We start from the raw sequence: 19,405 nt of genomic DNA on the forward strand, positions 1-19,405 counted from the left end.
ATCAGGAACAACGATCCTGAGGAAGTGGTTTCCGCGGAGAACGGCAAGCCCAGGCTGTGACCTAATCCACCACCTCCAAGACCAGTTCCATCGTCATCAGCACCGGATTGTCCCCGCGGATCAGGCAGCCCTCGGCGATGCCGCCGGTATAGTCGATCAGGGCGGCATCGAGGATGGCCTCAAGCGCGCCGGCGCTGCCCGGCGCTATCGTGCCGGCCTTGACCGCAAGCTCGGTCGCAAACGGCTCAATTACTCCACCATGAGTGAAGCGAGCGCCGATGGTCGAGCCGACACCGCCGCGGATCCTGGCGCGTGCAATTCCGCGCGCCCGGCAAAAATCTTCCAAGCAGCCGGCAAAGTCCTGGTTCGGACGCAGCCGCATGGCAAACGCACGGCTCGTCGTCGGAGCGCCGGTGCTCTCGGCCGACACCGGCCCGAACAGCTTGAAATTGGTTTCGGGATCGGGTTCGGCCGTGAACATCGCGCCATCGATGCCGAAAGCCTCGACCTCGAACGGTTCGGCGACGACGGTCTCATCCGGCATCATGTGACCGCCGCTTGTCTTACCGTCCGCCTCCGTCCACAGCGCATGGCAATGAAAGAACGGCGCGCCGTCGCGCATGCCGAGCGTCATGCTGCCGAGCCGCACGCGCGTCACGCCCTTTGGCCGGAACGTGTCGCTGTAGAATGCCGCGTTTTCGCCGGTCTTCGACAGCGCCGGCATGACATAGGCGAACGGTCCGAGCGCGCCGCGGCGAAAGTTCAGCACGCCGCCCGCAAAACCCTCGGCGGCGAAGCCGCGCAGCGCAGCCTCGAGCAGCGGCAGGCCGGCTTGAAGCGTGAACGTGAACGCGCGTCCCCTCGCCTCCACCCATTGAACGCGTTCGGGGGACGGCAAGCCGGGCTGCTTGATGCTCCGCATTCCCTTCGCTCAGCCCGCCTGCTTTTCATTGAGATCGAGCAGCCCGCGCGCTTCGAGTTCATCACGCACCATGCGCTTGGGTACTTTGCCGTAACCGGATTTCGGCAGCGCCTCCCAGAAGAAAAACCGCTTCGGCATCTTGTAGCGCGGCACCTTCGGCGACAGGAACGCCGCCATCTCCGCTTCGCTCACTGGCTTCGCGCCTTCGCGCGCAACGCAAACGGCGACTCCGACCTCGCCCCAGGTCGCATCGGGCACGCCGAGTACGGCGACCTCGCCGACCGCGGGATGCGTCAGGATCTTCTCCTCGATCTCGCGCGGATAGATGTTAGAGCCGCCCGAGATATACATGTCGGAAGCGCGCCCGGTAATGTAGACGAAGCCCTCCTCGTCCATGTGGCCGAGATCGCCGGTACGGAACCAGCCGTTGCGAAACGCCTTCGCATTGGCCTCGGGGTTGTCGTAGTAGCCCGCGAAGACCGCTGGCCCGATGACGCAGATCTCGCCGCTCTGGTTTGCTTGGAGCTCCCGGCCCTCGTCGTCCTGGATGGAGACCTGCATGCCGGTGCGCTCGAAGCCGCAGGTTCCGATCTTGGCGTGCGGGCCGTCCTCGGGATCGTGCAGCGCCGCCGGCAGCACGGTGATGTTGCCGGTGACCTCGCCCAGCCCAAAATACTGCACGATCACGTTGCCAAGCTTCTTCAGCGCCACCTTCTGGTCCTCGCGATACATCGGAGCGCCCGCATAGATGACGTGACGCAGCGAGGAATGGTCGTGTTTGTCGGCGGCGGGATGCTCGACCATCATCTTCAGGATGGTCGGCACGGTGAAGAGATTGCTGACGCGATGCTCCTCGATGAGGCGGAACGCCTCGTTGATGTCGAACTTCTCGGTCGGCAGCAGCACGGTGCGTGCGCCACGCGCGGTCTGCATCAGCTGATGGACGCCGGCGCCGTGCGACAATGGCGCCACCACCAGGGAGGCATCCTGCTCCGTCACCCCCGGCGTGAGATCGGCGAGATGATTGGTGACGACGAATCCCATCTGGCCGTGGGTCAGCACCGCCGCCTTTGAGCGGCCGGTGGTGCCCGAGGTGAAGAAGAACCAGCAGGGATCGTCGTGCTCGACGGCGACGTTCTCCACGGCAGCATCCTGCTGCGAGGCGATCGCGTCAGCCACCGATCGCTCGCCGAACGCGGCCTTGCCGTCGATGCTCCAGGTGAACTCCAATGCGCCGCCCTTCACGACCGCAGCGTGCTCGGGAAAATCGACATGGCACAGGAACGCTTTGGCGCCGGAGGCCTGCGCGAGATAACTGACCTCGTCGGGCATCAGGCGGAAATTGGTGGGCACCCAGACTGCGCCGAGCCGGAACGCGGCGAACATCGAAACGAACATCTCTTCGCCGTTCTTGGAATGAACGAGAATGCGATCGCCTTTGGCGATGCCGCGCGCCGCAAGCGCGGCTGCCAGTGCCGAGACCTGTGCATCGATCTCGCGCCAGGTCCAGGACTTGTCGCCCCAGACGAAGCCGGGGCGCGATGCGTGCCGCCGCGCGTTCTGCGTCAGCATGTAGGCGAGATTCATGACGCGTCGGGACATACGCAAGGGCTGCATCGGGCTTCCTCTTCGACGATGGGGCGACACGCGAGCCACCCGCTCATTGCAGCCCATTTATCGCCAACGCCGGCGTCCCTGCAAGGCCGGCTCCCTCCGGCTTCCTACGGCTGCTCGAAGGCAAACGGCGTCGCCGTGATGGCCTTCGTCTTCTGGCAGGCCTGCGCGCCGTAGCCCCCGCAAAAGCTCCCGTGCAGATCGAACCGGACGATGCGCCCAGCGCCGCGCTTCATCGGCGGGCCCATGATCTTGTAGCGGAGCACATGGCCTTCGAACACCTCGCGTACGCCGCCGTCGGGCAGTGTCACCAGGATCTTCACGACACAGCCGCCAGTTCCGCAATAGGTCGTCTCGCGATCGCCGCACTTGGTGTCCTGGAAATCGACGATGTAGTCCACGCGGCCGTCGCCGGTCAGATCGATCTTGCGCACGGTGTTCGCTGCGAAAGTCACTTCGCCGCCCTCCTGGCTGTCGCATTCCTCGTTGGCGTAGCGGACCGCCTTCTGCACGCCAGGCGGATAGTCGGCCGGATTGAACGGCGTTGCGTCGTCCGCGCGCGCAAGTCACGACCAAGGTGAGCAAGAGGATCAGATATCGCATTGGCGTTGGTCGCAACTACGACCGCAATCGTTCAGGAAATCTTAAGCATGATCGACGCACCCTTCATCGGTCCCCCGCGTACAGAGTGCATCTCATGATCAAAGCGCCCGTCATTCTCCTGTTCACGCTGGCGCTCGCCGGATGTGCCGCGACTCCGCAGGCGCCTCTGGTCAAGAACCCCGCTTTCAAGCCTGCGCGCTATGCTTGGGATGGCGCCGGGCAAGATCCCAATCGGCCGCGCCCTGCCGCGCAAGCGACGCGGACCGCTGCGCGCTCCGCGCACAACAGGATGCAAGCCGGCGTTCAGCCCTATTCGAAGGAATGGTGGCAGGCGCAGGACGGCATCGAGGCCGAGCAGGACGCCAGGGTCAACCGCTCCTTGGTCATCTGCCAGGGCTGCCTCCGCCCGCAGCCACGGCCCGAGGATTCCAGGCTCGCCAAAGCGGCCGATTAAACGCGAGCGAGCGGGCCTGCCGCCCGTGGGCGGCGAGCCTGCGAGAGCGCCGGCCTATTGTCCATGCTTGAGCATGTCCTGGTCAGTCAGGTCCCAGTCCTGCCACAGCTGGAGCAATCCGAGCAGCACCACCACCGCACCGAGGCCCGTGTGATAGACGCGGAGAAAGCCGTCACCGGAATAGCCGATCACGTAGGGCGAGGCGATGAGCCAAAGTCCGACGAGAATTGTCGCCACCTCTTGCCATCGCTGCAAGGCGACGTACTCGAGCTGGCTGACGCCAAACACGACCAGACCGACCGCGATCGTATTCAGAACCGCCGTCTGATTTCCGGCGATCGCCGCCTGATCCTGCACGGGAAACCACGGCGAAACCACGATCAGCGCGCCGACCAGCATCCCGCACCAGTCTTCCCATGTCCGATGAGTCTTCAGGAAACCAAAGTCCGACATCGTACCCTCCTGCAAAAGAAGCATACGTCTGCGGCCGGCGATCACTCCGAATGTGTAACGACCCTGCCAGCCGTATTCGGGCGTATGTCTAATCCACGACGTGGGAACCGTAGTTCGCCTTGCAAGAGCGACATGGAGGAATATTTACGGTCAATTCATCGGGCCGCGGAGCGAGAAGTGCATATTGCGCTGCGTTGCAACGGCGCGCACTTGCGGATGTCTCGTCAGCGCCAATCTCCTTGGTCTCACCTTGGCAAGAGCGGAATTTGCCCCCTAGATCAGGTGTCAATCTGGATTTCGGAAGGATCTTGCATGACCGCATCGGTACGGGACAACAAGGACAGAAGCCGCTTCGAGCTGGATGTCGGGGGTGACGTGGCCTTCGCCAATTATCGTCTGACGCCCTCGGCCGTGATCATCACCCACACCGAAACGCCGCGCGCGCTGCGCGGCCGCGGTATCGGGTCCGAATTGGTCAAGGGGGCGCTGGACCTGATCCGGTGCGACGGCAGGAAAGTGATCGCCGGCTGCAGCTTCGTCGTCGACTATATCGATCGGCATCCGGAGGATGCGGATCTGGTCGCCTGAAAGCAAAAGGGCCCGCGAGATCGCGGGCCCTTCCGGCGACGATGGGTCAGTGCTTGATCTCGGGCGGCAGCTTGCCGCCGTTGGCGGCGAGCTTGGACATCACCTGCTTGTGCAGCCAGACGTTCATGCTGGCCGAGTCGTTCATGTCGCCGCTGTAGCCCAGCTCTTTGGCAAGATCCTTGCGCGCAGCGAGGCTGGAATCAATGTCGAGTGCCTTCATGAGGTCGACAATCGAGGTGCGCCATTCCAGCTTCTCGCCCTTGTGTGCAGCTGCCGCCTTGTCGACGATTGCAGCCACGTCGACCGCGGGCATGGGCGCGGCGGCGGGCGCCGAAGCGCCCGGCGTCCCTGCGGGCGCGCTGGGCGAAGCGGCGCCACCGGCGGGCGCGGCGGAGGCCGATGGGCCGCCGAAGATCGCGCCCATGATTTTCCCGAAAATGCTCATGTCTGCTCCCCGAAAAGGATCCGTTGGAAGGGCCTTGAGTGGCACTCATACACGAAGTGACTGCGTTGCGCCCGCGAAGTTCGGCGAACATCAGCAGCATCAGCTTATCTGCGGCGAAATGACGACAGAATGACGCCGTCGTAGTTGCGCCGCGGCATCGAATTCACCCAAGCGTGAGGGACAGGACTCGGAGTTAGGAGTATGCTTGCGGTTCAGCTCGCGATGCCATCCGGAATTCGCGCCTGGTCGGGATCGCGATCATTCAAGAGAGCGGTCGCTTGCGTTGTTTACCGGCGCAGGACCGGGCCGCGAAGGGAGCTAGCGACCATGGCCACACTCTATCAGGGCAATGTCCCCACGATGGCCCAGCCCTCCGATGCGGCTGGACCGGTGATCCGAACCATCCAGCTGTCCGATCTCCACGACGCGCTCAGGCGAGGCTGGGAAGACTTCAAGGCTGTTCCGAGCCACGCCATCATCCTCTGCGTGATCTATCCAGTGCTCGGCCTCGTGCTTGCCCGCGTTGTGATGGGCTATTCGGTGCTGCCGCTGTTGTTTCCTCTGGCGGCCGGATTCGCGCTGATTGGGCCGTTCGCTGCGCTCGGACTCTACGAGCTATCCAGCCGGCGCGAGCGCTACGAATCTGCCAGCGCCTGGGATGCCATGGATGTGCTGCGCTCGCCTTCATTCGGTGCGATGCTCGGCGTCGGCACGTTGCTGCTCGCTCTGTTCGTGACCTGGGTCGCGACCGCGCAGGCGATCTACATCGCGGCGTTCGGCTACGAGGGCGCGGCCGGGATCTCGGATTTCCTGACGCGCGTCCTGACAACCGAGCAGGGCTGGTGGCTGATCGTGGTCGGCTGCGGCACCGGCTTCCTGTTCGCGCTCGCTGCGCTGTGCGTAAGCGTCGTATCGTTCCCCTTGATGCTCGATCGTCATGCCGGCGCGTTCGAGGCGATAAGCACGTCGCTGCGCGTCGTTGCAAGAAACCCGGTGCCGATGGCGGCGTGGGGCTTGATCGTGGCGGTGCTGCTCGCGCTCGGCACCATTCCGGCATTTCTGGGACTCGCCGTCGTGGTCCCTCTGCTCGGGCATGCCACTTGGCATCTCTACCGCAAGGTGATCGTCTCAGAGCCGGGCGCAAATCCGGTGCCGCCCCCGCCGCATCGTCCGCGCAAACCGGCCGCCGACTTCCCGGCCAACCTCTTCCCTTGGCGCAACCGGATCGACGTCTGACGATATCGTGACATGCGACCCTGCCCTGGCCCCGGCCTGGGCAGGATCTTCCCCTGTCGCGCGCCTTGCTTTGGCCGCGGTTCCGACCGAGATTGCGTCCGCCGGTCAGATCGCTTCACGGAATCCATTTGCTCGAATGACCTCGACGATTTCTCGTCTCGCTCTTGCTGCCCTCGCCCTCTCCGCCTCAATCCTGTCCGCCCAGCCAGCTCTGGCCGCCGTCGCCTGCGGTTCGGGCAATTTCGACGCTTGGCTTGCGGATTTCAGAACCGACGCCGCGGCGAAAGGCATTTCGCAACAGGCGATCAACGCCGGGCTGGCCGGCGTGACGCTCGATGAGAGCGTGCTTAACCGTGACCGATCACAAAAGGTCTTCGCCCAGAGCTTCGACGAGTTTTCAGGCCGCATGGTGCCGCCACGCCTGCAGCGCGGCTCGAACAGGATGAAGCAGTACGGCTCCGTTTTGTCGCGCATTGAGCAGACCTATGGTGTACCCGGCGAGATCCTCGTTGCGATCTGGGGTCTCGAGACCGATTTCGGCGTCAACACCGGCAAGTTCGCAACGATCCGCTCGCTGGCAACACTTGCCTATGACTGCCGGCGCTCCGAGATGTTTCGCGCCGAGTTGATGGATGCGCTGCGCATCGTCCAGCGCGGCGATCTTGCGCCTGCCGACATGAAGGGCGCCTGGGCCGGCGAACTCGGCCAGACCCAGTTCATGCCGTCATCCTGGATGAAATACGCCGTCGATTTCGACGGCAACGGCAAGCGCGACCTCTTGCACAACGCGCCCGACGTGCTCGCCTCCACCGCCAATTATCTCGCCGGCTATGGTTGGCAGCGAGGAAAGGATTGGCAGCCGGGCAGTCCGAACTTTGCTGTCCTGCAGCAGTGGAACAAGAGCGAGGTCTACTCCAGGACCATCGCCTATTTCGCAGCCCAGCTTGCACGCGCCCCCTAACTCCACAAGGGCGAGACGCACCGTATTACCTCCAAGCGTCCCGCCGCAAACCATTCGCTCGGCAGCGCCCGCGCCATGGGTGTGAATCGGAGCTTCAATACTGGCCGCCCTCAATTAATGAATTTAAATTCATTTTTCTCATGCGAATCACGCAGGTAAGAATTGAGTCTAGGAGCTGATCAGCCGCCCCGACAGGCCGTCTACAAGCAGATCATTTCTGCGATGATCAAGATCAATTGTCCGACGTAAATCCGTGATGTTACGGATATTTATCACTAAGCTGACGCTCTTTGAGGCAAGCTTTGGGTGGGAGTGCCCTCCGGTTAATCGTCGGTTACTCGCGCTATGCGTTCTTCGCCTAGCTGCATCGCAACATCGGAACTTTCGCAGTGCACCACTCCCATCTATATTCACTTCAACGATGAGGCTCCGGCAAGAGCTGAATCGAACTACAGGAGACTACCAATGCTGCTCTCGCTCATCCGCATGATCCAGGCTTTCCGGGACTATCAGCGCAATGTTGCCGAGCTGTCACAGCTCAGCGATCGCGAGCTGGCCGATATCGGCCTTGATCGCTCGGACATCCCGCGCGTTGCCGCCGGTCAGTATCAGGGCTGATGCCGTTCAGCCCCCTTCACTGGACGAACCGATAGCGCCCGCCTCGTGCGGGCGTTGTCGCATCTGGTGGCAGAAAACTCGATCTCGGCGATTCCACTCCCCGTCGAAAAGCGCTACCTGTCCGCCCCATGACAGGACCCCAATCCAACATCGTACACGTCATCGGTGCCGGCCTCGCCGGTTCCGAAGCTGCTTGGCAGGTGGCCAAATCTGGCGTGCCCGTCGTGCTGCACGAGATGCGGCCGACTCGCATGACCGAGGCGCACCGCACCGATGGGCTTGCCGAGCTCGTCTGCTCCAATTCATTCCGTTCGGACGACGCTGCCAACAACGCCGTCGGCCTCCTGCACGCGGAGATGCGCCGGCTCGATTCGCTGATCATGCGAGCGGCCGACGCGAACCAGGTGCCTGCTGGCGGCGCGTTGGCCGTTGACCGCGACGGCTTCTCGGCGGCCGTGACCAAGGCTCTGAACGATCATCCCCTGATCGAGATTGCCCGGGGCGAGATCGCCGGCCTGCCGCCGGCAGACTGGAGCAACGTCATCGTGGCGACCGGGCCCCTCACCTCTGCACCGCTTGCCGACGCGATCCGTGAACTGACGGACGAGAGCGCGCTCGCCTTCTTCGACGCGATTGCACCGATCGTTTACCGCGAGTCGATTGATATGTCGGTGGCATGGTTCCAGTCGCGCTACGACAAGGTCGGCCCCGGCGGCACCGGCGCCGACTACATCAACTGCCCCATGACCAAGGAGCAGTATGACGGCTTCATTGCGGCGCTGATCGCGGGTGAGAAGACCGAGTTCAAAGAATGGGAGACCAACACGCCTTATTTCGACGGCTGCCTGCCGATCGAAGTGATGGCGGAGCGCGGCCCCGAGACGCTGCGCCACGGTCCGATGAAGCCCGTCGGCCTGACCAATCCCAATGATCCGACCACTAAGCCTTACGCGGTCGTTCAGCTACGCCAGGACAACAAGCTCGGCACGCTCTACAACATCGTCGGCTTTCAGACGAAATTGAAGTACGGCGAGCAGCAGCGCATCTTCCGCACCATTCCCGGGCTGGAGAAGGCCGAGTTCGCCCGCCTCGGCGGCCTGCATCGGAACACCTTCCTCAACTCGCCAAAACTGCTCGATGGCGAACTGCGTCTGCGCGCACAGCAACGGCTGCGCTTCGCCGGTCAGATGACGGGCTGCGAGGGCTACGTGGAATCCGCCAGCGTCGGCTTGATCGCAGGCCTCTACGCCGCCGCCGACGCACGGGGCGAGACGCTCGTCGGCCCGCCGGGCACGACGGCGCTGGGATCGCTGCTCGGCCACATCACAGGCGGTCATATCGAGACGATCGAGCCGGGCGCGCGCTCGTTCCAGCCGATGAACATCAATTTCGGGCTGTTTCCGCCGCTTGCGACTGCGCCGACGAAGAAGCCGGACGGCACGCGGTTGCGCGGCAACGAGAAGACGGTGGCCAAGAAGCAGGCGCTGAGCGCACGGGCGCTTGCCGATCTCGATCGCTGGATCGCCGATCACCTGCGCTTTGCCGCCGCCGCATGAGTTCTCGATGAGCCTCCCTGAAGACGACGCCGCGGCACTCTCGGCGCGATGGACCGAGGGCGTGCTGCTCAAGCGCGACGTGTTCTCGACAGTCGAGCGCGGCCGCTTCCGCACCGAGACCGGCGAGGTCGATGCGGTGCTGCGCCGGCTCGACGAGGTGCCATGGTGGTCGTTCCTGCTGGCACGCCATCTGTTCGCCCGCGAGAAGCGCGCGCTGGTTCGTGCCAAGGGCCTTGATGCCGGTCCCGAGCTGCTATGGACCGGACGCCGCGCGCTCGTGCGGGGCTTCGTCGACGGCGTTGCGCTGCATCTGGCAAAGCCGCATGGCGATCTCGCCTATTTCCGCTCCGCCAAGGCCGTGCTGCGCCGGCTGCGACGCGCCGGCATTTGCCACAACGATCTGGCCAAGGAGCAGAACTGGCTGGTCGGGCGCGACGGCCGAGCCTATGTCACCGACTTCCAGCTCGCCGCGTGCTTTGATCGCCGCGGTCGACTCTATCGAATCCTGGCCTACGAAGATCTCCGCCATCTCCTCAAGCACAAGCGCTCCTACGCGCCGGAGGCGCTGACTCCGCGGGAGCGGAAGATCCTGGCGAAGAAATCGTTCGCCGCGAGCCTGTGGCTCGCCACCGGCAAGAAGGTCTATCGCGCAATCACCCGCGGCCTGTTCAACTTCACCGATCGCGAGGGCGGCGGCCGCCGGCTGGTCAACGACGCGCCCGTGCTGGCAGAGCTGATCCGCAGGAACCCCGCGGTGCGCGATACCGCCATCGTCGCCTTCGCCGACCGCCGTTCCGGTGTCGGGCTCTATGCCTTCGTCGAAGCCGATCAAGCCGCGCTCGAAGGCGAGCTCCGCAGCGAGCTCGTAGCCGCAAAGGGCCCGAAACCGCCGGAACACATCCAGGTCGTCCACGCCCTGCCGCGCGATACCAGCGGCAAGCCGCGCACCGAGGTTCTTCAGCTGGTCGCCATGAACCAGCTCGATCTGATCGAGCCAATGATGAAGAACGACCAGGACCGTGCCTTCCTCAAGGACATCCTCGAGCAGCGCAAGAACCTGCGCGACCGCTTCAATTTCGAAGCGAACCTGCCAACCAGCTAGTACGGCCCGTGCCTTGAAGCGTCCACATTGGCGATCGAGAAGCGTTCAGACAACGCAGGGCCGGCAAAGAACATGGGCGTTCGGGGGATCGTAATGCATCGTGTGCTTGGGGGAATGATCGCTGGCCTTCTGCTGCTGACAGGCGCGCCCGCGCTGGCGGACTCCCCGGCCGAGCTGATCTCGAACTTCCGCCTCACGCATGGTGAGGTTCGCGTCGTCCGCGATGCCACGCTCGATCGCATCGCCATGGACCAGGCCCGCGCGATGGCGGCCAAGGACGAACTTAGCCATGACGCGCTCGGCCCGTTCAACCGCCGTGTCGCACCGGCTGGCGCGGGCCGCGCCGCCGAGAACATCGCCTACGGCTACGATAGTTTCGAGAAGACGCTGAGACAGTGGATCGACTCGTCGGGGCACCGCAAGAACCTGTTGCTGCACAAGGCTTCCCGCGTCGGCATTGCCAGCGCTAAGAATGCCAGCGGCAAACGAACCTATTGGGCCATGGTGATTGCCGGCGATTACGAGCCGAAGGGCAAGGGCAAGGGTAAGGGCAAGAAGGACAAGGAGCCGCTGGTCGCGGTGAAACGCGAGGCTGCTCCGGCAAGCAAGCCCAAATCCAGCAGCTGCCACATCAAGCTGCTCAGCCTCTGCATTTGAGGCCAAACCTGGCCCCGTCTTGCTCCCATACCTGGACGCGCATAATTCAGGACGAGGATCGTCAGAAGCGGAGGCGCCAATGATCGACATCGGCCGGGTACGCGATGACACGCCTGCCACAGCGCGGCTTGCGTATCTGCATAACGCCGGCGCGGCTCTGATGCCGGCGCCCGTTGTCGCGGCGCTGAAGGGGCACATCGATCTCGAAAGCGAAATCGGCGGTTATGCCGCAGCCGACCAGGAGTCCGAACGGCTCGACGCTGTGTATGGCTCGGTGGCGCGCCTGCTCAATGCCGCCCCCGACGAGATCGCGCTGATGGAGAATGCAACGGTTGCCTGGCAGATGGCGTTCTACGCGCTGCCGTTTTGCGAGGGCGACCGCATCCTGACAGCCGAGGCGGAATACGCCGCCAACTATGTCGCGTTTCTACAGGTCGCGAAACGAACCGGCGCGACGATCGACGTCGTGCCCAGCGATGCCAGCGGCGAGCTCGACGCCCACGCGCTCGAACGGATGATCGATGAGCGCGTGAAGCTGATCGCCGTCACCTGGGTTCCGACCAATGGCGGGCTGGTCAACCCCGCAGCCGCGATCGGCAAGATCGCGAGAGCGCACGGCATTCCCTATCTGCTCGACGCCTGCCAAGCCGTTGGGCAAATGGAGGTCGACGTCGATGCGATCGGTTGTGACATGCTGTCGGCCACCGGGCGTAAATTCCTGCGTGGCCCGCGCGGGACTGGCTTCCTCTACGTCCGCCGGGCGCTCCTGCAGCAGCTTGAACCACCAATGATCGACCACTTTGCGGCGCCCTGGGTCGCACGGGACGCCTATCGGCTGCGGGACGATGCCCGTCGATTCGAGACCTGGGAGAACAATTACGCGGCCCGGCTTGGCCTCGGTGCTGCCGTCGATTATGCACTCGACATCGGCATGGGTCCCGTCGAGCAGCGCTGTCGCCTGCTGGCGGGCCGCCTTCGTGATGGCCTCGCCTCCATCCGCGGCATCACCATTCGCGACCTCGGACGCGCGCCGGGTGCCATCGTCAGCTTCACGATGGAGGGGTACGAGGCCGACACCATTGTTCGTAGCGCCGCGGCGTCGGGCATCACGATCGGCGCGTCAGACCCGTCAAGCACCCGCATCGATGCCGAGCACCGGGCTCTGCCGCCGCTCGTGCGCGCTTCCCCGCATTACTACAATACGGAAGCCGAGATCGATCGGCTGATCGGTCATCTCGCGGCTCTGGCGTCGCGATAGTGAATGGCCGGCGAGCGGTTCAGGTGCAGCGCGCGCTCAATCCGGACGCGCTGAGTCTGGCCATGACGTCATCGAGATGAGCGCCATCGCGGGTCTCGATGACGAGTTGAAGCAGCGTCGCCTTTGCCGGAAGGTCGGAGAAGGTCCGCTGGTGCGAGACCTCGATGATGTTGGCGCCGGCTTCGGCCAGCAGCGCGGCAACGGCTGCCAGCTGCCCTGGGCGATCAGGAATATCGAGGGACAGTTGCGTCAGCCGCCCTTCGCGCGCCAGTTCGCGGGTGAGGACGGAGGCGATCAGCCGCGTGTCGATATTGCCGCCGCTGAGCACGAGGCCGACCTTCTGACCGGCAAAGCGGGACGGATCGGACATCAGCGCGGCGAGGCCGGCGGCTCCGGCGCCTTCGACCACTGTCTTCTCGATTGAGATCAGTGTCGCGACCGCGCGCTCGAGCTCGGCTTCGTTGACGAGCGCAATGTCGTCGACGAGGCGGCGGACCACTTCCGTAGTGATCTTACCCGGCGATTTCACCGCGATGCCTTCGGCGAGCGTGTCGCCGCGCACCGGCAAATTGCCGCCATGGATGGCGTTGTACATCGAGGGATAGAGCCAGGCCTCGACGCCCAAGATCCGCAGCGACGGCTTGATCGCCTTCGCGGCGATCGCAATGCCGCTGATCAGCCCGCCGCCGCCGATCGGGACGACCAGCGTGTCGAGCTCCGGCACCGCCTTGAGCATTTCCAGCCCGACCGTGCCCTGCCCGGCAATGACGAGTGGATCGTCGTAAGGATGGACGAAGATCATGCTGCGCGCTTCACCGTGGCTTCGCGCAAAGGCGGCCGCCTCTTCCAGCGTCGCGCCGGTGACCACCACTTCGGCGCCGTGATGCCGGGTGTTCTCGATCTTCACCATGGGCGTGCCGACCGGCATGACGATGGTGGCGGGAATGCCGAGCCGCCTGGCGTGATAGGCGACGCCCTGCGCATGGTTGCCCGCGGACATCGCGATGACGCCCCGCGCACGCTCTTCCGGCGCCAGCGCGGTGAGTCGATTCAGCGCGCCGCGCTCCTTGAACGAAGATGTGAACTGGAGGTTCTCGAATTTCAGCCAGATGTCGCAGCCGCAGATGCTGCTCAGCGTGCGGCTATGGCTACAGGCCGTCTCGACGACGGCGCCGCGGATCGTCTCGGCGGCGGCATGAATGTCGCCGGGTGCGACCGGAAAGCCGCTGAGACCGGATGACGTGCTTTGGGACAACTCAGCCATGGGACAGCATAGAGCATTTGGCAGGCTGAGGCGATAAGCCAGCCGCTATTTGGTAAACTCACGTGATCGCGAGGCGCGCCACAAGGTCCAGAGGGTGCGCAACCGGGACGGCGGCTGCAGCGTAAACGGATTGCGCCCAGGATGCGACAGGCGCTTTAGATCGGCCCGCACCTGGCTCAGCGGCAGGAACGCCGGCCGCACGGACGGCGCCACCTGCGTCAGCAGCGAGGAAGCCGTGGTCACGTGCTGCCGGGCTTCTCCCGAGAGCTGCGTGAGCACCGCATGGAGTTGAGGCGTATCCTTGCCGGCGAACACATCCTCCATGCTGCAATTGTGCTTCTCCAAGAGCTGCTGCGGCAGGAACAATTGCCGGTGCGCGGCATCGCGCGGCAAATTGGCGATGACCTGCACGATGCCCTGCGCCAGTCCGGCATGACGGGCGAGATGCTCGACCACTTCCGACGGCGGTGCCAAAACCCGCGCCGCCAGACCGAACAGCGCCGACGAGGTCGCGGCCAGATAGCCCTCCAGCGCAGCCATGGTCGGCATCGGATCGTTGTAGAGATCGAACTGATGCTCGTCGGCAAGCAGCGACAGCGGCTCGACGGGCAGGTCGAAATCGTGGATTGCGTGGAGCAGCTCGGCTGCGACGGGATTGCCCTCGGCGCTGCCATGGACATGGCCCGACAGCATGTCGGTCCACCATTGGAGGCGGATCTCGCCGGGCAGGGGTTGGCTCACCTGGTCGCGAACGCGGACGATCTCGACGTTGAAGGCGTACAGCGCCAGCAGCGCGCGACGCTCGGCGGCCGGCGCGAACAAGGTCGCGGCATAGTGCGGAAAGTCATGGCTGCGCACGAGATCGGCGCAGAAGGCGGCGGAGTCGGCTGGCGGTGCCGGGCGGCTCATGGCACGGCGATCAGCGCGGCGGCCACCCGCCGCCGTTCGCCGATCATGATGTTGTAGGTTCGCACGGCAGGCCCGGTTTGCATCGTGTCCAGCACCACCCTCGCCGCCTTGAGCGCGTGACGCAGTTCCGGCGGCGGCAGCCACAGCCCGGTTCCGGTGCCGACCAGGAGCGTGTCAATGCTGTTGGCGGCCGCGAAGACCCGATCCAGCGAGTAGCGGTCGATCTTTTCGGGGTCCGTCACATCCCAGGCCCAGATCGCGTCGGGCAGGCAGAGCAGCGAGCCCCGATGCGACATGCCGGCGAAAGCGAAACCGCCCTTGCCGTAGGCCTCGATGGGCGCCGAGCGCGGGAAATGCGGAGCGTTTGGATCGCCGGCCATGAGCTTCGTCCGAATGGGCTTACTGCCCTCGCAAACTCCTGCGAGGGCGCGAGGTTCGGATCATGCCTTGCTTTTCTTAGCCGGCGCAGCCGTGTCGGGAGCATCCTCGCGGTGCTCGCCGACGCCGAGATAGATCAGGATCGGGGCCGCGATGAAGATCGAGGTGTAGGTACCGACCAGCACCACGCCGAACATCATGACCGCAGTGAAGCTGTGGATGGCGTGACCGCCGAACAACAGCAATGCGAGCAGCGCCAGCGTCACCGTGACGTGAGTGATGATCGAGCGCGATAGCGTCGAGTTGATGGACTCGTTGAGCAGCTGCGGCATCGGCATCTTCTTGTAGCGCCGCAGCATCTCACGGATGCGGTCGTAGATGACGACCGTGTCGTTGAGCGAATAGCCCAGGATGGTCAGCAGCGCGGCGATGCTGGTCAGGTCGAAATCGACCTGGCTGATCGACATGAAGCCGATCGTCAGCACGATGTCGTGCACGTTGGCGATCATGGCGCCCAGCGCGAACTGCCATTCGAAGCGGAACCAGAGATAGATCAGGATCCCGAGGATCGCGAGCATCAGGCCGAGCATGCCGAAGGCCAGCAATTCGCCGGAGACACGCGGGCCGACCACCTCGACGCGGCGATATTCGACGGAATCGCCGAGCGCGGTGCGCACCTTCTGCACGGCCTCCTGCTGGGCGGCGTCGCCGCCCGGCTGCTCCGCGACGCGGATCAAGACGTTCTCGGGTCCGCCGAACTGCTGCAACTGCACCTCGCCGAGACGCAAGGAATCCAGTGTCGTGCGCATCGCCGCGATGTCGGCGGCGCCCGACTTGGCCTTGACCTCCAGCAGCGTTCCTCCGCGGAAGTCGATGCCGAAATTCAGCCCGTGGGTGAAGAACAACACGATCGCGAGGATCGACAGCGCCGCCGAGATCGGAAAGCTGATGCGACGGAATCGCGTGAAGTCGAAATGCGTATCGTCCGGGACGATGCGCAGGGACGGCAGCAGGCCGAGCGCCGAGACCACGGTGAGAATGGCAATGAGGACGCCGAGCCCGATGAGAACGGTGTGAGTCACGATCAGGCTCCTAGATCGGCACGCTCTGCGGCCGCTTCCACCGCACCCACCAGGCCACGATCAGCCGGGTCAGGGTGAAGGCGGTGAACACCGTGGTGATGATGCCGATGCCGAGCGTCACGGCAAAGCCGCGGACCGGTCCGGTGCCGATGTAGAACAGCACCGCGGCAGCGATGAAGGTGGTGATGTTGGAATCGAGGATGGTCGCGAGCGCCCGCTTGAAGCCGGCATCGATCGCCGAGATCGCGTTGCGGCCACCGCGCAACTCCTCGCGGATACGCTCGTAGATCAGCACGTTCGAGTCGACCGCAATGCCGACGGTGAGCACGATGCCGGCGATGCCGGGCAGCGTCAGCGTGGCATTGAGCAACGACAGCAGGCCGAAGATCATGGCGACGTTGATGGCCACCGCGATGTTGGCGAACACGCCGAAGAGCCGATAGGTCAGGAGCATGAAAATGATGACGAGGATCGAGCCGACGTAAGCCGCAAGCTCGCCCTTCTCGATGGAGTCCTGGCCCAGGCCCGGACCGACCGTGCGCTCCTCCACCACCGTCAGCGGTGCCGGCAGCGCGCCGGCGCGCAAGAGGATCGCGAGATCGTTGGCCGATTGCACGGTGAAATTGCCGGATATCTGGCCCTGGCCGCCGGTGATCGGTTCGCGGATCACGGGCGCCGAGATCACCTTGTTGTCAAGTACGATCGCGAAAGGCAGTCCGACATTCTCGGTCGTAGCCTGCGAGAACTTGCGGGCGCCCGACGTGTTGAATTTGAAGCTGACGACCGGCTCACCCGTACGCTGATCGAAGCTCGCTTGAGCATCGGTCAGATCGCCGCCGGCGACCAATACCTGCTTCTTGACCACGTACGGTGTCGGTGGTGGCGAGGCGCTCATCAAGAGCTCGGATTCCGGTGGCACCCTGCCCTGCTGCGCCTGATCCGGCGGCACGGAGGTGTCGACCATCCGGAATTCCATCTTCGCGGTCCTGCCCAGCAGCTCCTTTAGGCGCGTCGGGTCCTGAAGACCGGGCACCTGCACCAGGATGCGATCGTTGCCCTGGCGTTGGATCACCGGCTCGACGGTGCCGAGTTCGTTGACGCGGCGCTCGACGATCTGGATCGACTGCTCGATGGTCCTGCGCAGGCGATCAAGTGTCGCCGGCTGCGGAACGGTCAGGCGGATCACACCGCCGCCCGCATCGGTCACCTCGAGGTCGCGCTGACCGCTCGAGCCCATCAGTCCGCCGAGTGGCTGGGACAGCTCGCGCAGCTTGGCGAGCGCCGGCTGCACGTCGGTTTCCTTGGTGATGCGAACTTCGACAGCGTCGTTGCGCACAGTGACGCCGCCGGTGAAGCCGATCTTGGCATCGCGCAGCGTCCGGCGAACCTCGTCGCGGACCTGATCGAGCCGCTCCTTTTTCACATAGGCCGAGTCGACCTCAAGCAGCAGATAGGAGCCGCCCTGGAGGTCGAGGCCAAGCACGAGCCTGCGCTGCGCCCAGGCGGGCCAGGTCTTGACCTGCTCCTCGGGGAAGAAGTTGGGGACCGCGCAGAGGCACACGATCAGCGCCGTCAGGATAACCCCCAGCGCCCTCCACCGCGTGAAATACAACATCGACTGGACCTGTCAGATCGGGAGACTTGAGATGCTCGCGGAAGCGCTCACTTCGACGCGGCGTCGTCCTTGGCGGTTTCCTTCGCGCTGTCCTTCGACTCCTTGGCCGGCTCGCCCTTGGCGCGCACACCCGAGATCATCTGGCGCATCTGACGCACGCGCACGCCGTCGGAAATCTCGAACTCGATCTGGTCGTCATCGACGACCTTGGTGACCTTGCCGACGAGGCCGCCCGAAGTCACGACGGTGTCGCCGCGGCGGATGTTCTTCACGAGTTCGGCATGATCGCGGACCTTCTTCTGCTGCGGGCGCAGAATCAGGAAATACATGATCACGAAGATCAGGGCGAACGGCAGCAGCGACATCAACATGCTGTTGGTGTCGCCGGCGGCCGCAGCCTGGGCATACGCAGGAGTAATCAGCATTCGGACGATCCTCGTGAGAACGGGGGAAAGCCGGTCAGGCCCTCAACGGCGACCGGTTCGGTCAAATTCGCGCGGACTATAGCGGCCATTGCCCCAATTGCAACGCTGCCAGGCTGCCCTTTTGGGCCACCTTGCGGCGGACCGTCAGGCCCGATAAGGCTGCGTTCTCAGGAACTTCGGACATGCCCAAAAACCTTAGCAAAAGCCCGGCCGGCAAAGGCCCCCGCACCCCTGCCAGAAAGGCCGCCCGCGTCGCGGCAAAACGCCCCACGGCAGCCTCCAAAGCGATCAAGGCAGCCCCAGAGCTTGCGCAGGAACGCATCGTCCGCGCGCTGGAGACCATCGCGGCGCACCTCTCCGCCCAGGGCAAACCAGCCGTCGAGCGCGAGTCGTTCGAACGGACGGATGCTTATGTCTGGCATCCCAACGGGCGGCTTGCTGCCGTGCCGCGGGTCAGCCGCGTCGAGCTGTTCCTGCTGAAGGGCGTCGACCGGATGCGCGACATCCTGATGGAGAACACCGAGCGCTTTGCCAACGGCCTGCCGGCCAACAATGCGCTGCTCTGGGGCGCTCGCGGCATGGGCAAGTCGTCGCTGGTGAAGGCGGCGCACGCCAGCATCAACGCGCAGCGCAAACAGGCCGACAGGCTGAAGCTGATCGAGATCCACCGCGAGGACATCGAGAGCCTGCCCGCGCTGATGGACCAATTGCGCGCTTCGCCGTTCCGCTTCATCGTGTTCTGCGACGACCTCTCCTTCGACGGCAACGATGCCTCCTACAAGTCCCTCAAGGCTGTGCTCGAAGGCGGCATCGAAGGCCGGCCCGAGAACGTCATCCTCTATGCCACTTCGAACCGCCGCCATCTGCTGGCGCGCGAGATGATCGAGAACGAGCGGTCGACCGCGATCAATCCCGGTGAAGCGGTCGAGGAGAAGGTCTCACTGTCGGATCGCTTCGGCCTGTGGCTCGGCTTTCATCGCTGCAGCCAGGACGAATATCTCGCCATGGTGCGCGGCTATTGCAGCCATTTCGGCATCAAGATTGACGATGAAGCGCTGGAGCGCGAGGCGCTGGAATGGTCCACCACGCGCGGCTCGCGCTCGGGCCGCGTCGCCTGGCAGTTCGTGCAGGAGCTGGCGGGCCGGCTTGGCGTGAAGCTGACGGCGACTTAGCAGCAGCGATCGACAACCTGCAACTGTCATTCCCCGCGAAAGCGGGAATCCAGTACGCTGCGGCCTCGCGGCTCCACAATGACTGTCTCTGGA

At 64.4% G+C, this 19,405-nt stretch carries 21 protein-coding genes; 10 read left to right on the forward strand and 11 right to left on the reverse strand.

Annotated features, from left to right (window positions below; genetic code table 11):
- Positions 1-61 precede the first annotated feature (61 nt).
- The 3 genes from ASG57_RS23205 to ASG57_RS23215 all read right to left on the reverse strand — a co-directional run bounded on the left by ASG57_RS23205 (position 62) and on the right by ASG57_RS23215 (position 3,048).
- Positions 62-922, reverse strand: coding sequence for a PCC domain-containing protein (locus ASG57_RS23205; RefSeq protein WP_057197610.1), 861 nt, complete (start codon positions 920-922; stop codon positions 62-64).
- A 9-nt stretch (positions 923-931) separates the two neighbouring features.
- Complete coding sequence (locus ASG57_RS23210; protein ID WP_024342712.1) at positions 932-2,539, reverse strand: acyl-CoA synthetase; 1,608 nt, start codon at positions 2,537-2,539, stop codon at positions 932-934.
- Between the two features lie 104 nt (positions 2,540-2,643).
- Entirely contained in the window at positions 2,644-3,048 is a 405-nt protein-coding gene (locus ASG57_RS23215) for a hypothetical protein (RefSeq protein ID WP_230646803.1), read from the reverse strand.
- 185 nt (positions 3,049-3,233) lie between these two features.
- Here ASG57_RS23215 and ASG57_RS23220 point away from each other — a divergent pair, with 185 nt between their 5' ends.
- Positions 3,234-3,593, forward strand: a complete 360-nt coding sequence (locus tag ASG57_RS23220; RefSeq protein WP_024342711.1) for a hypothetical protein — start codon at positions 3,234-3,236, stop codon at positions 3,591-3,593.
- Between the two features lie 54 nt (positions 3,594-3,647).
- Here ASG57_RS23220 and ASG57_RS23225 read toward each other — a convergent pair whose 3' ends face one another.
- Positions 3,648-4,046, reverse strand: coding sequence for an SPW repeat domain-containing protein (locus ASG57_RS23225; protein WP_024342710.1), 399 nt, complete (start codon positions 4,044-4,046; stop codon positions 3,648-3,650).
- Between the two features lie 312 nt (positions 4,047-4,358).
- On the opposite strand from ASG57_RS23225, the gene ASG57_RS23230 reads away from it, so the two are divergent.
- Positions 4,359-4,634 carry a GNAT family N-acetyltransferase gene (locus ASG57_RS23230; RefSeq protein ID WP_057197612.1) on the forward strand — a complete coding sequence of 92 codons (276 nt, stop codon included), beginning with the start codon at positions 4,359-4,361 and terminating at the stop codon, positions 4,632-4,634.
- Positions 4,635-4,680: 46 nt separating this feature from the next.
- Here the strand turns inward: ASG57_RS23230 and ASG57_RS23235 are convergent, their stop codons facing one another.
- Positions 4,681-5,079, reverse strand: a complete 399-nt coding sequence (locus ASG57_RS23235; protein ID WP_024342708.1) for a DUF3597 domain-containing protein — start codon at positions 5,077-5,079, stop codon at positions 4,681-4,683.
- Positions 5,080-5,406: 327 nt separating this feature from the next.
- Between ASG57_RS23235 and ASG57_RS23240 the strand changes: the two genes are divergently transcribed.
- From ASG57_RS23240 to ASG57_RS23265, 7 genes are all read left to right on the forward strand, one after another.
- Positions 5,407-6,315, forward strand: a complete 909-nt coding sequence (locus tag ASG57_RS23240) for a DUF2189 domain-containing protein (protein ID WP_024342707.1) — start codon at positions 5,407-5,409, stop codon at positions 6,313-6,315.
- Positions 6,316-6,451: 136 nt separating this feature from the next.
- Positions 6,452-7,276, forward strand: coding sequence for a lytic murein transglycosylase (locus ASG57_RS23245; RefSeq protein WP_024342706.1), 825 nt, complete (start codon positions 6,452-6,454; stop codon positions 7,274-7,276).
- 465 nt (positions 7,277-7,741) lie between these two features.
- On the forward strand, positions 7,742-7,894 hold the full coding sequence (locus tag ASG57_RS36980) for a DUF1127 domain-containing protein (RefSeq protein ID WP_007590701.1): 153 nt from the start codon (positions 7,742-7,744) through the stop codon (positions 7,892-7,894).
- Between the two features lie 128 nt (positions 7,895-8,022).
- Positions 8,023-9,450 (forward strand): methylenetetrahydrofolate--tRNA-(uracil(54)-C(5))-methyltransferase (FADH(2)-oxidizing) TrmFO, encoded by a 1,428-nt coding sequence (trmFO, locus tag ASG57_RS23250; protein ID WP_024342705.1) that lies wholly within the window; start codon positions 8,023-8,025, stop codon positions 9,448-9,450.
- Positions 9,451-9,457: 7 nt separating this feature from the next.
- Positions 9,458-10,552 carry a serine/threonine protein kinase gene (locus tag ASG57_RS23255; protein WP_057197637.1) on the forward strand — a complete coding sequence of 365 codons (1,095 nt, stop codon included), beginning with the start codon at positions 9,458-9,460 and terminating at the stop codon, positions 10,550-10,552.
- 93 nt (positions 10,553-10,645) lie between these two features.
- Entirely contained in the window at positions 10,646-11,209 is a 564-nt protein-coding gene (locus tag ASG57_RS23260) for a CAP domain-containing protein (RefSeq protein ID WP_024342703.1), read from the forward strand.
- A 79-nt stretch (positions 11,210-11,288) separates the two neighbouring features.
- Entirely contained in the window at positions 11,289-12,467 is a 1,179-nt protein-coding gene (locus ASG57_RS23265; protein ID WP_024342702.1) for an aminotransferase class V-fold PLP-dependent enzyme, read from the forward strand.
- Positions 12,468-12,486: 19 nt separating this feature from the next.
- Here the strand turns inward: ASG57_RS23265 and ASG57_RS23270 are convergent, their stop codons facing one another.
- From ASG57_RS23270 to yajC, 6 genes are read right to left on the reverse strand one after another with little or no spacing between them, the layout of a single operon-like run.
- Positions 12,487-13,731: a threonine ammonia-lyase gene (locus tag ASG57_RS23270; protein ID WP_057197614.1), complete on the reverse strand. Its 1,245-nt coding sequence runs from the start codon at positions 13,729-13,731 to the stop codon at positions 12,487-12,489.
- 45 nt (positions 13,732-13,776) lie between these two features.
- Positions 13,777-14,640 carry a phytoene/squalene synthase family protein gene (locus ASG57_RS23275; protein ID WP_057197616.1) on the reverse strand — a complete coding sequence of 288 codons (864 nt, stop codon included), beginning with the start codon at positions 14,638-14,640 and terminating at the stop codon, positions 13,777-13,779.
- Positions 14,637-15,020 carry an Mth938-like domain-containing protein gene (locus tag ASG57_RS23280; RefSeq protein WP_024342699.1) on the reverse strand — a complete coding sequence of 128 codons (384 nt, stop codon included), beginning with the start codon at positions 15,018-15,020 and terminating at the stop codon, positions 14,637-14,639. The genes ASG57_RS23275 and ASG57_RS23280 overlap by 4 nt, the downstream gene beginning before the upstream one ends.
- Positions 15,021-15,080: 60 nt before the next feature.
- The gene (secF, locus tag ASG57_RS23285; protein ID WP_024342698.1) at positions 15,081-16,100 is read right to left on the reverse strand and encodes a protein translocase subunit SecF; all 1,020 of its coding nucleotides are present in this window, start codon (positions 16,098-16,100) and stop codon (positions 15,081-15,083) included.
- 10 nt (positions 16,101-16,110) lie between these two features.
- Positions 16,111-17,715 carry a protein translocase subunit SecD gene (secD, locus tag ASG57_RS23290; RefSeq protein ID WP_024342697.1) on the reverse strand — a complete coding sequence of 535 codons (1,605 nt, stop codon included), beginning with the start codon at positions 17,713-17,715 and terminating at the stop codon, positions 16,111-16,113.
- Positions 17,716-17,762: 47 nt separating this feature from the next.
- Positions 17,763-18,140 carry a preprotein translocase subunit YajC gene (gene yajC, locus ASG57_RS23295; RefSeq protein WP_024342696.1) on the reverse strand — a complete coding sequence of 126 codons (378 nt, stop codon included), beginning with the start codon at positions 18,138-18,140 and terminating at the stop codon, positions 17,763-17,765.
- Between the two features lie 182 nt (positions 18,141-18,322).
- Between yajC and ASG57_RS23300 the strand changes: the two genes are divergently transcribed.
- On the forward strand, positions 18,323-19,312 hold the full coding sequence (locus ASG57_RS23300; protein ID WP_057197619.1) for an ATP-binding protein: 990 nt from the start codon (positions 18,323-18,325) through the stop codon (positions 19,310-19,312).
- The last annotated feature ends 93 nt before the right edge of the window (positions 19,313-19,405 follow it).

The organism is Bradyrhizobium sp. Leaf396, assembly GCF_001424605.1.
Lineage (GTDB): Bacteria > Pseudomonadota > Alphaproteobacteria > Rhizobiales > Xanthobacteraceae > Bradyrhizobium > Bradyrhizobium japonicum_C.